Here is a 12,735-nt window from a genome sequence, read left to right as displayed (position 1 = left end):
GGGAGCGTATGCGATGACGGTCGTAGCGCTCTTCGTCGTGTCCGCCCTGTGTTACGCCGCGCTCGGTGTGGCGTTCGTGTCGTGGGCAGAGAGGCACGGTTCGTCGCGACTGCCGGGTCTCGCCCTGCTGTTCGGTGCAGCGTCGTCGATCTTCGATTCGTACGCAATGGACATGCCGACAGGACCGTGGACGGCCCTTCCCCGAGTGTCGGCCGACGTCTGCACGTTGGCCACGTGTGCTCTTCTCCTGCAGTGGCGGTTGGTCGTCTCGGGTGAGAAAGGCGGGCGCGTGCGCGTGCTGTGGATCTCGTACGTCGCGCTTGCGACGTTCGCAGCTGCGATGTCGCTCGTCGCCGACGCGTCGGGAAAGCCCATCGTGGTGCTCGGAGCCCCAAGTGGGTCGGTGGTCGAAGCGGCGTACTGGACCGCGATCGGTCTGGCATTCGCGTTCGGATTCGGCGCGGGCGCAATGCTTCTCGGTCCTCGACTACTGTCTTCCGGTAGCCGAATGCTCTGGTGGTCCGCGGTGCTGGTCAGTGCTGGGAGCTGTGCCGCGGTCGCGTACGGCATCTGGCGTCCGCTGTCGCACTGGTCCTCGGTGATCGGAGTGGGCCGTTCACCGCAGGGCACGACCGACGTGGTTGCACTTGCGTTGCTGATCGTGTTCGCGACGTCCGGCCTGGCAGGCCTGGTGGTGCTCGGCGTCGGGGGATGGCTGTACCGGCGTCGGCGCTACCGCGACACGGTCGACATGCTCGGTCGCCTGCATGCGTTCCTCGTCGGGCTCTACCCGGAAATCGACGGTCCGTTACCCAACCGGGGTTCAGCGCACCGATGTACGAAATTGTTGGTCGAGATCGAGGACGGGCTCGCGATCTTGGGGCGGCGCGAACCCGGCGTCGCAGCTGCGCTCGACCTGTATTTCGTCGACTCGGACGGCGACGAGTCCGCCGAACTGACGTACGTCGCACGAGAAGCAGCCAGGCGTTTCAACCGACGATTCACGGGGGTGAGTGCATCATGAACGACAGCCGAGTTCTTGTCATCGGTGCTGGGGTATCCGGTCTGACGTGCGCGTATCGACTGCAGCAGGCCGGGATCGACGCGTTGGTGCTCGAGGCTTCCGACCGGGTCGGAGGTCGTACTCGCACCGTCCGTTCGCCCGACGGCGTCCTGCTGGAAGGGGGTGGGCAATGGTTCGGTCCGGGACAGACTGCCGTTCTGCAGTTGATCGACGAACTCGGTCTGGAGACCACGCCGACCTACACTCACGGACGCACTGTCTTTCGTCTGCGCGGACGTACGTCCACGAGCCGTGTCGGGGTTCCGTTCGAATGGCCGCTCGTCACGCTCGACCTTTCGATCGCGATCACGAGGCTGCAGATGCTGGCAGCCCGGGTGAACAGGGAACGGCCGTGGACGTCGGCGCGAGCTGCAGGCCTTGACCGGACGACGTTCGACGAATGGTTGACCGAGCACACGCGGACCGTCGCAGCGAGGCACATTTTCGATGCAGTCTCCGCGTTGACGCTGGGCGGCGATCCGCGCGATCTGTCGCTTCTCGGTGTGCTGCAACACATTCGCAGCGCAGGAGGTCTGCTTCGGTTGATCGGGGTGCGTGGGGGTGCCCAGGACCGACGCCTGATCACCGGCGCTCAATCCATTTCGACCTCGCTCGCCGACCGGATGCCCGGTCGTGTCTTGCTCGAGACGCCCGCGAAGCAGATCGAATGGGACGCGAACACCGCGACGGTGCGGGCAGCAGGGCACGAATTTCGAGCGTCGGCGGTCGTCGTGGCGATGTGCCCCATCGACCGTGGACACATCGACATGGTGCCCGAACTGCCGCCCATCGAGCGGGACCGAATTGCGCTCAGTGCGCAGTACTCCGGCATCAAGGTGCACGCCGTCTATCCGACGCCGTTCTGGCGTGCGCGCGGGTTCAACGGCCAAGCGGTGTCCGACGTCGGTCCGGCACCGGTGGTGTTCGACAACTCACCCGCCGACGATCGAGTGGGCGTGCTGTCGGCCTTCGTCGCTGGGACGGTGTCCGATCATCCCGCGTCGCCGACGATCGAGCAGATACAGGACCCGGATGTGCGACGCGTCGGCGTCCTCGAATGTTTCGCCGAGCTCTTCGGCGACGAGGCGCGACACCCCACCTACTTCACCGAAGTCGATTGGCGCGCAGAACCTTACATCGAAGGATGCATCCCGAGCGTCGCGCCGGGCGTTCTGACCGCCACCCACGGGCATTCGCACGGAACCGGCAGGCTCGTGTGGGCCGGGACCGAGCAGTCCGACGTGTGGAACGGGTACATCGACGGTGCAGTGCGGGCGGGGGAGAGGGCCGCAGCACACGCACGGCAGTTGCTTCACTGAATGTCGGACAACAGCGCCACGACGTCGCGGGATTCGGGGATTCCTTCGACGACGCGTGCAAGACGATCCGCATCGGTGCCGATCAGCCTGGTGATCTTGCGGTGAATGTCGTCGTAGGTCATCGGAAGATGGTCGACGTCGCCGACGGGGTTGGGCGTCGACGCGCCGATTTCCTCGCCGCTGCGGAGTGTCACCGTCACCTCGGCAGCTCTGCGGTGTGGCAGGAGCGCGTCGAGCTCGTCGGACGCGCTGACCTCCACTCGACTGCTGAACCGTTCCGCGTCGGGAAACACCGAACCGCCCGGGTCGAGCGCGTCGGCGTCGATGTCGTCGGTGACGAAGGCAGCGGACACGACGAAAGGGAGGGAGAACATAGCTCCGAGGCGAGTGACCGGGTGTCGCCGAAACAGAGGCTCCGCAAGTGAATGCGTCTGCACGCGAACCGTTTCGACATCATCGGCGGTCCAGGTTGCACCGGCTTTGATGCTCTGCACCGAATCGATCGCGGCGTGCGTGTAGGAACAACTGGCGTGACGCTTGGCGTAGCCGTGGAGCAGCAGCCAACGGTCGTCGAGATCGTCCGTCAGCACATCGAGATCGAGGGTTCCCACGATGTCGCCGAGGCTGTGTTCGATTGCACCGGAATTGCGCACGAGTCCTGCGCTCGACAGACGTGCCGCGTCGAGTCCGGCTCGGACGGCGCCTGCTATCCACAGGTTCCGACTGAAGTTTCCGTCCAGCACGACGCCCCACGGGGCCACGTGTACCAATGCCGATGCCGAATCGATCGCGCCTGCCACGCACTCGGCGTCCGCGCCCCAGATGGACGCGGCAGCTGCAGCTGCTCCCGTCGCACCCCAGTGACCGTGGGTATGCCACCTGGGGTCGCGGGTCAGTGCGTGGCCGAACCGGGCCGCAACCTCGTACCCGCCGACCACTGCAGCAAGAAACGCCCGCCCGTCGACGGGAGTGTCGGACAGCCTCGCCGCAGCGACGGCCGCCGGGACGACATGCGCGGCCGGGTGCCCTGCGGCGTACTTGTTGCCTTCGTCGAGTTCGAGACAGCAGGACGCGATGGCGTCCAATTCGGCCGCGGTCGCCGCGGTGGTACCGACGGTCGTTCCGAGCGGAGAGACCGAACCCGCTTCGGAGCGCCAGGCCGACGACAACGCGCGTAGCTCGGCCGTGCGCGCTCCTGCGATCGTGACGCCGAACAGATCGAGAAGGATCGAGCGTGCGCGATCGGCGAGTGGCGTCGGCAGGGCCTCGTCTCGAAGTTCGCAGACGGTTCGTGCGAGCGACGCGACGCGGGCGGTGTGTTCCTCTGAGCGGAACGATCTGTGCTCCGGCATGCGTCGCACAGTAGAGACCGCAGCGTGGTTGGTCAACGCGTCACGCCAGGAATGCCTGCAATGATAGTGTGACTCACACCGCAGCCTCGCTTGTCAGATCGTTTCTTTCAGCGGAACGGCACAACTCGGTACAGCATCGCGAAGCAGACGAAGGAGACGTGCAATGTCCGATCAACTCCTCCAGGCCGTGCAGGCCGGGGTGCAGTTCGTCGACCTGGGTAGACAGTTGCGGGTGGGTATGCCGCAGTCGCCCAATCACCCGCAGTTCTGGCACACTTTGCCCAGACGGCACGGCGACATGACGCGGTCGGACGGCGGCAGCGCGGCGAACGACATGATCACCACCGGAACGCACGTCGGCACCCACATCGACGCCCTGGCTCACGTGTCGCACGACGGCAAGCTGCACGGCGGCGCCGACGCGGGGCAGTCCTGCCTGGGCGGCAAGTACGTCGAACACGGTGTGCACACGATCTCGCCGATGATTCGACGCGGTGTATTGCTGGACATCCCCGGGCTTCTCGGCGTCGAACGATGCGACGGCGGATACGAGATCACCGTCGCCGATCTCGACGCGGCATGCGAGGCCGAAGGAGTCGAGATCGCCGAGGGCGACGTCGTACTGATCCGCAGCGGATGGGGCCAGTTGTTCTCCGAAGGTCAGGCGTATGTCGGCGGCCCCTCGGGCGTTCCGGGCGTCAGCAAGGCGGGCGCACAATGGCTGTCGCAGAAGAAGGTGCACGCAGCCGGCGCAGACACCATCGCGTTCGAACGATTGGCGCCCGGTGGTGGGCACGCACTTCTACCCGCGCATCGAGTCCTGTTGGTGGAGAGCGGGATCTACATCATCGAAGCACTGGACCTCGAGGAACTGGCAGCGCAGAAGATGTACGAGTTCACGTTTCTGCTCGTTCCGTTGAACATCTTCGGCGCCACCGGGTCGCCCGTTCGCCCCTTGGCGGTGAAGTCGGCATGACCGAACCGACACTGGCGCAGCATCTTGCGCGCTTTGCCGTCGATACGACGTTCGACACGTTGCCGGCCGACGTCGTCGCGAGTGTCGGAATGCGTATCCTCGACACACTCGGAATCGCTATCGCTGCAACCGAACTCGACACCAGCCGCGCTGCGATCGCGTGGGCTGCCGAGCAGGGAGGTGCGGCGACGGCGTATGCGGTCGGTGTCGAAGAGGCGCTTCCAGCACCGTTGGCAGCGTTCGTCAACGGCGTGCTGGCGCACTCTCTCGATTTCGACGACACCCACCTTCCTTCGATTCTGCATCCGAGCGCGAGCGTCGTGCCCGCGGCGCTCGCGGCGGCGCAGCAGCATGGGGCAGATGGCAGGGCTCTGGTGCGCGGCATCGCCATCGGGCTCGAAGTCTGTGTCCGGTTGGGCATGGCCGGCTTCGACCCGGAGACGAAGAACTCGGTCTTCTTCGAACACGGCCAGCATGCGACGTCGATCTGCGGGGCGATGGGAGGAGCCGTCGCGGCCGCGGTGATCGGTGGCGCATCGGAAGGTCGAATTGTCGATGCACTCGGTATCACTGCATCGATGGCGTCGGGAATCATCGAAGCGAACCGTACGGGCGGCACGGTGAAACGATTGCACTGCGGCTGGGCGGCGCACTCCGCAGTGTCGGCGGCCGGACTTGCGCGACATGGCATCACAGGCCCTCCGACCGTCCTCGAGGGCCGGTTCGGGTTCTACCAGGCGTGGCTCCACGACGCTCCCCGCGCGTCCGAGATCGTCGACGGTTTGGGCGCGCAGTGGGCTGTGCCAGGTATCTTCTTCAAGCCCTACCCGGCGAACCATTTCACGCATGCCGCAGTGGACGCGGGTGCAGCGCTCCGTGAACGCGGTATCACTGCTGACGACATCGACAAACTGGTGCTCGGTGTTCCTGCCGCCAATCTGCGGACGATCGGCGAACCCATCGAGGTCAAGCGAGCTCCGGAAACCGGCTACATGGCGCAGTTCAGCGGACCGTACGCGGTGGCGGTCGGGCTGTTCGGCGGTGGTGGTCTCGGTGCGGCGCTGGAAGACTATTCCGACGACTTGGCCCGGTCGACGGACCGTCGAGCGCTGATGGCCAAGGTGGACGTCGTTCCCGACGAGCGGTGCGACGCGATCTTCCCGCATCAGTTCCCTGCGGTACTCACGGCAACGTTGACCGATGGGTCGACTGTTGTGGAGGAGGTACTCACGACGCGCGGGGGACCGGAACGTCCGTTGTCCTTCGACGAAGTGACGGCCAAGTTCAGAGCCAATGCGGGCGCGTTGCTCACCGACGATCGAGTCGACGAGTTGGCCGAACGATGTCACGCAGTGGCCACTCTGAGCGACGTCGGGAAACTGCTGGCTCCTCTGACGAAGCTTCGCTAGAGCCGAGTGCCGGTGATGTGAACGACGGGTTCGTTCACATCACCGGCGGGCCTATACGCGGGCCAGGATCTCCCTGGCCCCGCGCACGACAGCTTCGTCGACGAATCGGCCGTTGTCGTCCACCGTGGGTCCGCCGTCTGCGAGGCGATACAGCTCGAGCAGGCGATGGGCGCGGGTGACATCCTCGTCGGACGGGGTGAGGGCGTCGTTGATGATCGGAATCTGCTTGGGGTGCAGCGCAGTACGGCCACGGAACCCCATCTCCACGAAACGGGTAGTCGTAGCGGCGAATCCATCGAGATCGCGGAAATCCGTCGAGGTCGGCGCGATTGGTGCAGCCAGACCAGCTGCGGCACAATCGATCACGACCTGTAGTCGCAGCGCATCGATCACGCCGGTCGTGTCGGCGGTCCGGGTGATCCGGAGATCCGCAAGCAGATCGACCTCGCCTATGCCGAAGGTCCGAACCCGTTCGAACTTCGCCATTCCATCGATGGAGCGCAGCGATGCGGCTGTCTCGATGAGTCCGATCAGTCCGAGCGGGCGCAATCCGCGGGCCGTCTCGAGGTCGTCGAGCAACGTTTCGGCCCAGGCCAGAGCGTCGACGGAGCATTTCGCAATCATGACGCCGTCGACTCCCGCGCTCGCGGCGACATCGAGGTCCTCGTGGAGAAACTCAGGAGTGACACGAACCCACACCTCGGTGCGCGTGGCGATGCGTCCGGCGAGCCAGGCCCGCACATCCCGGCGAGCCGCGTCCTTGAGGCCGAGGGGAACCGCGTCCTCCAGATCGACGATGATCGCGTCAGCATCGCCGGCGGCCGCTTTGTCGAAGAGTTCGGGCTTCACTGCGGGGACATAGAGAAAAGAACGTGGAACGGCTTTGTTCATCGGGCAGTCCGCGATTCGAGCATCTGGGTGATCTGTTGCGCCGCGGCGATCACCAAACGCGCATGAGCAGTGTGTTCCTCGTCGGCAGACGCCGAGTAGCGAAATGCGGGGCCCGACGAGCTCACCGATCCCAGTACGTGTGCGGCCCCGTCGAAGAACGGCGCGGCTATCGATGCGGCACCGGTCTTCCGTTCGTTGATCGAGGTTGCGTATCCGTCGTCGCGAATTCGTGCGAGACGCGCGTGGAAGGCCTCCACGTCGACATCATGTGTGGCGCCCTGTAATTCCCGCGCGGCATCCACTGCGAAATGCTCCGGCAGAAAAGCGAGGATCGCCAGACTCGATGCCCCCGAATGCAGCGGGAATTGGGGACCGATCTCGATCACCATCTTCACTTCCTGCGGACTCTCGTACTGGTCGAGATAGACGCGGCGATGGCCGACGAGGGCGGACAGCGTTGCAGTCTCACGCGTCTCCGCTCGTAGTTTCCGCAGGACCGGCGCGGCGATCGATCGAACGTCGAGTTGGCTCCACGCCTTCGTGCCCAGACCGATCGCTGCGGGCCCGAGTGAATACGTCGATTCACCCGCCATCGGTTGCACGATCGACCGGGACGCCAGGGACTGCAGTATCCGGTGCACAACGGCTTTGCTGAGCTGCAGGCGACGGGCAATCTCGGTGACACCGAGTGCGCGATCGGACTGCGCGAACGCAAGAAGAACGTCTGCGACGCGATCTGCCGATTCGGTGCCCGTCGACGTCTCGACCGGGGGTCTCGATTTGGGCGGCGTGACCATATGGGTCATCCTTCCTGATGTGGGCGGGACTTCGTAGTCGACCGTCTCGAGATGACCATACCGTTCCGCTGGGCGAACCATCTGGTTTACAAGAAAGTCACGAAACGACCTGTTGCATCCACGTGTCCCGTGTCATACTCGTCGTCAGAAGGAATGTTCTTCATTCAACTGGTGCGCTCAGCGGAACGCTAGGAGCGTCGAAAAGAATGATTCGACTCGGTGCCAAGTGGGCGCGAAAGGCAGACTCGACAATGAAGAAGCTCGTAGGCGTGCTGACGGCCGCCGTGGTGATGAGCGCGGCAGCATGCGGCTCGTCCTCCGGTGGCGACGACTCGGGGGCGATCAAGATCGGTTCGGTGCACCCCACTACCGGCGCACTCGCCGGTGTCGGTGGTTTGATGAACGACGGTGCCGCTCTTGCTGTTGCGGACATCAACGCTGCGGGCGGCATCGCAGCCCTCGACGGCCGACAGCTCGAACTCGTATCCGGTGACAGCCAGGGCAAGGCCGAGGTCGGTCAGAGTGAGGCGCAGCGTCTCATAGACGACGGTGCAGTCGCATTGATCGGGACGTACCAGAGCGACGTCACGCAGAATGTCGCGTCGGTGGCCGAGCGGTCTCGCGTGCCCTTCGTCATCGACGTCGCTGTCGACGACAAGATTCTCGATCAGGGATACCAGTACACCTTCCGTATCCAGCCGAACGCGTCGAGCATGGGAACCGACGGCGCACGGGCGTTGGCTGCCATCGAGAGTCGGACCGGTCAGCCCATCGACAAGGTGTCCTATCTCCACATCGAAGGTTCGTTCGGAGACAGCGTCTTCGACGCGTTCGAGGCCGAGGCGGCAGCCCAAGGTATCTCGTCGGTGCAGGAAATCACCTATCCTGCAACGAATTTCTCCGATGCGACCACCCAGGTTCGCGAAGCTGCGGTGAGCAACCCCGACGTCATCGTCGCAACTGGCTACTACCCGGATTCGCTGCTGATCGCGCGCGCAGTCGACCAGCTCGGCCTGAATGTCAAAGGCCTGTACGGTATTGCCAACGGCGGATTCGACGACAGTTCGTTCCCGGCAGACGCAGGAGCTGCGGGACAAGGCGTGCTGAGCGCCAACTACCACTACGACGCGACGAGCGAGCGCACCAATGAAATCCGTGCCCGCTTCGAGCAGCAGTTCGGCCGCCCGATGGAAACGGCAGCGATGTTGTCCTACCAGGCAGTCGAGGTCGTCGCGGAAGGCCTGAACAGCGGCGCCGACAGCGATCCGGAAGCTCTGCGCGAAGCCATTGCCGGAGTGTCGATCGACGATCCGCTGTTGGCGTTCGCCGGTCCCATCGAGTTCGACGAGACCGGGCAGAACAAGAACGCGACCGTCATCGTGACCCAGGTTCGCGATGGCTCTGTTCTGCAGGTGTTCCCCGAGGAATTCGCAACCGACGCACTCCAGTTCCCCGCCGGAGCCGGACAGTGACCGCTGCGTCCCAGGCGGTGTCCACGACAAAAGGTCTCCGTGGCATCTCGGGACGTAGCCCGGGGGTTGCGGTAGCAGGCGCGATCGTCGTCATCATGGCCGTCATCTACTCGGTCGGCGGTAAGGACCAAGGACTGGTCACCCAATCCGTCGTGTCGGGACTGCTGTTGGGTGGCGTGTACGCCCTGATCTCGGTCGGTCTGACTCTGATCTTCGGTGTGCTCGGAATCGTCAATTTCGCTCAAGGCGCCATGTTGACCATGGCCATGTACGTCGTCTATGCGCTGTCGACCGCAGGATTGCCCGTCTACCTCGCGACGATCATCGCGGTACCTCTGATGTTCGTGTTCGGCATGATCGTTCAGGCGGCATTGCTGACCAAGCTCACGGTCAGCGGGAGCCACGACGGTCCGCTGCTCGTCACCCTCGGCTTGTCGTTGCTGATCATCAACGTCCTGCTGATGATCTTCGGTGGCCGGCCGCAGTCGGTCCAGGCGCCGGTCGACGGTTCGCTGTCCGTTCTGGGCGCCGTCGCGTCGTGGCCCCGCGTGATCGCATTCGTCGGCGCCGCTCTCGTCGCGTTCGCGTTGACTGCCGTGCTGAGGCGCACGCCGCTCGGCTTGTCGATTCGTGCAGTGGCGTCGAATTCGGAGGGCGCGAAGCTCGTCGGAGTCGACATCGGACGCGTCTACGCGCTCACTTTCGGTATCGGTGCGGCGTGCGTGGCGGTGGCCGGGGGACTGATGACCCCGTTCACCAGCCTCACGCCCTCGGTGGGTGAGCAATTCACGATCCTTGCGTTCGTCATCGTCGTTCTCGGTGGCCTCGGAAGCGTCGTCGGCGCCGTGGTCGGTGGTCTGGTGATCGGACTCGTGCAGACGGTCGGCGCGCTGTACCTACCTGGCACCGGCTCGCTCATTCTCGTGTTCGCTGTGTTCATTCTCGTTCTGTTTCTCAAGCCCGAAGGACTGTACGGAGCTCGCCGATGACCGCAACCGTGACAGCACCGACACCGGTGTCCGAGGATTCGCGACTGAAGGACACGTGGCTGCGCCGCCAATTGCTCACGCTCGCAGTGGTATTCGTTCTCGTCGCGCTTCTTCCTCTCGCACTGGGCGAACAAGCGCAGACAGTCGCTGTGCGCACGCTGATCTTCGGCATCATGGCGGTCGCTTGGAACATCATGAGTGGTTTCGGCGGCATGTTCAGCTTCGGTCACGCCGCGTTCTTCGGAATCGGGGCGTACACCGGCGCCTACCTTCTCGTCGATCACGGCATCTCGCCGTGGATTTCCATGGTGTTGGCGGCGATCATCGCAGCGACCGTCGGCACACTGTTGGCCTATCTGTGTCTCCGATATCGGCTCGCTGGATCGTATTTCGCGTTGGCGACCTTCGCTTTCGCGCAGATGTTCTTGCTCCTGGTGCAGAATTTGGAGGTCTTTCACAAGACCGAGGGCTTCAACGTGCCTATCCTGCCGCGCGATTCGTGGTGGATGCTGCAGTTCGAGAAAGGCAGCCCCAATTACATCTGGATTCCGCTCGTGATTCTGACCCTGGCGGTGCTCGGAACGATCTTCTACGTGCGTTCTCGGCCTGGACAATTCGTCCAGGCGGTGCGTGACGACGCAACAGCTGCAGCATCTCTGGGCATCGACACCATGAAGTACCGATTGATCGCAGTGGCTGCGAGTTGTGCACTCACGGCTGTGGCCGGCGTGTATTACACCCAGTACTACTTCTTCGTCGGGCCGGAGCAGGCATTCGGTTCGGCAGTGTCGGTCGAGGCCATCGTCCCGGCCGTCATCGGTGGAATCGGAACCATCTGGGGCCCCGTCCTCGGGGCGGCCGTCATCGGACCGCTGTCCGAGGTGATCAACGATTTCATGCGGAACCCACCTGCCTTTCTCGACTTCCTCGGAGGCACGATCGGTCTCGACGTCGCGACCTACTCGATCATCCTGATTCTCATCGTCATCTTCCTTCCGAAGGGAATCTTCGGCACGATCCGTGAGAGGTGGTTCCGGTGAGCCTGTTGAGCATCGAGGGACTGAGCAAATCGTTCTCGGGTATTCACGCGGTGCGTGATGTGACGCTCGACGTGGCCGAACACGAATTCCTCGGAATCATCGGACCGAACGGCGCGGGCAAGACGACACTGTTCTCGTTGCTGTCCGGCGAGCAGCGTCCCACCGAGGGCCGCGTGATCTTCGACGGCACCGACATCACCGGGTGGTCCGCCGACAAGATCGCGCGTCATGGCCTCGTGCGTACCTTTCAGCTGATGCGTCCGTTCGAGTCGATGTCGGTACTCGAGAACGTCACCATCGCGGCGCTCACCAAACGTCGCTCGCGGAAGGACGCTCGCGCGCACGCACTCGAGGTGCTCGACCGCGTTCAGCTGTCGGATCAGGTAGGAGGCAAGGTGTCGACGATGTCGACAGCAGGCCTCAAGCGTCTGGAACTTGCGCGCGCATTGGCGATGGAACCGCGTGTCGTTCTGCTCGACGAGGTGCTCGCGGGACTTGTTCCCGCAGAACGCGCACCGATGATCGATCTGCTGCGAACCCTGCACGGTCAAGGACAGACAGTTCTGTTCGTCGAGCACATCATGGCGGCAGTGATGGCGCTGTCCGAACGATTGGTCGTCATGCACGAAGGCGCGGTGCTCCTGTCCGGGGAACCGCGGACGGTCATCGAGGACAGTCGTGTCATCGAGGCCTATCTCGGCGAGGAGGCACCCGCATGATGTTGGAGATCGACGACCTGCACGCCGGCTATCGACGGCTCGAGATCCTGCACGGACTGACGATGTCCATCGCACGCAACGAAATCGTCTCGTTGATCGGCGCGAACGGCGCTGGCAAGACGACGACACTGCGTGCGCTGTCCGGGCTGGTCTCGCCCAGTGGTGGACGAATCCTGTTGGACGGTAATCCGATTCAAGGAATGCGTGCGGACCGCATCGTCCGGGAAGGTTTGGTGCACGTCGCGCAGGACCGCGCGCTGTTCGGCAGCCTCCCCGTGTTCGAGAATCTCGAGATGGGTGCCTACACGCAGAAGCGCAGCTCCGTGAAGGAATCCTTGGACCAGGTGTTCGATCTGTTTCCGATTCTCGCGGAGCGACGGGGGCAGCGGGCGGACACGATGTCGGGCGGGCAGCAGCAGATGCTCGCGATCGGACGAGCGATGATGGCGCGGCCGCGCGTGCTCACCCTCGACGAACCGTCCGTCGGGCTTGCACCCAAACTGGCGGCGCAGGTCCTCGAGGCCATCGTGCGCATCCGTGGCACCGGCGTCACCGTTCTGATCGTGGAACAGAACGCGGCTCAGGCTCTCGAAATCTCCGACCGCGCCTACGTCATCGAAAGCGGTTCCATCGTGCTGACCGGCAGCGGGACCGAGCTTGCCCACGACGACCGCGTCAAAGCGGCATATCTCGGCATTTAGGAGTTCT

The 12,735-nt window shown here is 64.1% G+C and carries 12 protein-coding genes; 9 read left to right on the top strand and 3 right to left on the bottom strand.

Annotated elements, in window-relative coordinates; genetic code table 11:
• The first annotated feature begins 13 nt into the window (after window positions 1-13).
• Complete coding sequence (locus tag A3K89_RS26095) at window positions 14-1,024, top strand: hypothetical protein (RefSeq protein WP_068431712.1); 1,011 nt, start codon at window positions 14-16, stop codon at window positions 1,022-1,024.
• Entirely contained in the window at window positions 1,021-2,382 is a 1,362-nt protein-coding gene (locus A3K89_RS23915; protein WP_068431710.1) for a flavin monoamine oxidase family protein, read from the top strand. The genes A3K89_RS26095 and A3K89_RS23915 overlap by 4 nt, the downstream gene beginning before the upstream one ends.
• Here A3K89_RS23915 and A3K89_RS23910 read toward each other — a convergent pair.
• Entirely contained in the window at window positions 2,376-3,734 is a 1,359-nt protein-coding gene (locus A3K89_RS23910; protein WP_068431707.1) for an MmgE/PrpD family protein, read from the bottom strand. The two genes, A3K89_RS23915 and A3K89_RS23910, sit on opposite strands and share 7 nt — an antisense overlap.
• Before the next feature lie 163 nt (window positions 3,735-3,897).
• Here A3K89_RS23910 and A3K89_RS23905 point away from each other — a divergent pair, with 163 nt between their 5' ends.
• On the top strand, window positions 3,898-4,710 hold the full coding sequence (locus tag A3K89_RS23905; RefSeq protein WP_068431704.1) for a cyclase family protein: 813 nt from the start codon (window positions 3,898-3,900) through the stop codon (window positions 4,708-4,710).
• Window positions 4,707-6,119 (top strand): MmgE/PrpD family protein, encoded by a 1,413-nt coding sequence (locus A3K89_RS23900; protein ID WP_084424072.1) that lies wholly within the window; start codon window positions 4,707-4,709, stop codon window positions 6,117-6,119. The genes A3K89_RS23905 and A3K89_RS23900 overlap by 4 nt, the downstream gene beginning before the upstream one ends.
• 51 nt (window positions 6,120-6,170) lie before the next feature.
• Here A3K89_RS23900 and A3K89_RS23895 read toward each other — a convergent pair whose 3' ends face one another.
• Together A3K89_RS23895 and A3K89_RS23890 are read right to left on the bottom strand one after the other, a co-directional pair.
• Window positions 6,171-7,010, bottom strand: coding sequence for an HpcH/HpaI aldolase/citrate lyase family protein (locus tag A3K89_RS23895; protein ID WP_068431701.1), 840 nt, complete (start codon window positions 7,008-7,010; stop codon window positions 6,171-6,173).
• Window positions 7,007-7,807, bottom strand: a complete 801-nt coding sequence (locus A3K89_RS23890) for an IclR family transcriptional regulator (protein ID WP_084424070.1) — start codon at window positions 7,805-7,807, stop codon at window positions 7,007-7,009. The genes A3K89_RS23895 and A3K89_RS23890 overlap by 4 nt, the downstream gene beginning before the upstream one ends.
• Window positions 7,808-8,058: 251 nt before the next feature.
• On the opposite strand from A3K89_RS23890, the gene A3K89_RS23885 reads away from it, so the two are divergent.
• Genes A3K89_RS23885 through A3K89_RS23865 form a run of 5 tightly spaced genes read left to right on the top strand, consistent with a single transcriptional unit; the run spans window position 8,059 to window position 12,728 of the window.
• A complete protein-coding gene (locus A3K89_RS23885; RefSeq protein WP_068432062.1) occupies window positions 8,059-9,279 on the top strand; it encodes an ABC transporter substrate-binding protein in 1,221 nt (406 codons plus the stop codon).
• Window positions 9,276-10,268, top strand: a complete 993-nt coding sequence (locus A3K89_RS23880) for a branched-chain amino acid ABC transporter permease (RefSeq protein ID WP_084424067.1) — start codon at window positions 9,276-9,278, stop codon at window positions 10,266-10,268. The genes A3K89_RS23885 and A3K89_RS23880 overlap by 4 nt, the downstream gene beginning before the upstream one ends.
• Window positions 10,265-11,308, top strand: coding sequence for a branched-chain amino acid ABC transporter permease (locus A3K89_RS23875; RefSeq protein ID WP_068431696.1), 1,044 nt, complete (start codon window positions 10,265-10,267; stop codon window positions 11,306-11,308). The genes A3K89_RS23880 and A3K89_RS23875 overlap by 4 nt, the downstream gene beginning before the upstream one ends.
• Window positions 11,305-12,027, top strand: a complete 723-nt coding sequence (locus A3K89_RS23870; RefSeq protein WP_068432065.1) for an ABC transporter ATP-binding protein — start codon at window positions 11,305-11,307, stop codon at window positions 12,025-12,027. The genes A3K89_RS23875 and A3K89_RS23870 overlap by 4 nt, the downstream gene beginning before the upstream one ends.
• Complete coding sequence (locus A3K89_RS23865; RefSeq protein ID WP_206030353.1) at window positions 12,024-12,728, top strand: ABC transporter ATP-binding protein; 705 nt, start codon at window positions 12,024-12,026, stop codon at window positions 12,726-12,728. Before A3K89_RS23870 ends, A3K89_RS23865 begins: the two co-directional genes overlap by 4 nt.
• Window positions 12,729-12,735 lie beyond the last annotated feature (7 nt).

This window comes from Rhodococcoides kyotonense (genome assembly GCF_001645385.1).
Lineage (GTDB): Bacteria > Actinomycetota > Actinomycetes > Mycobacteriales > Mycobacteriaceae > Rhodococcoides > Rhodococcoides kyotonensis_B.
The sequence above is the reverse complement of the archived record's forward strand: the minus strand, read 5'-3'. Positions and strand labels throughout refer to the sequence as shown.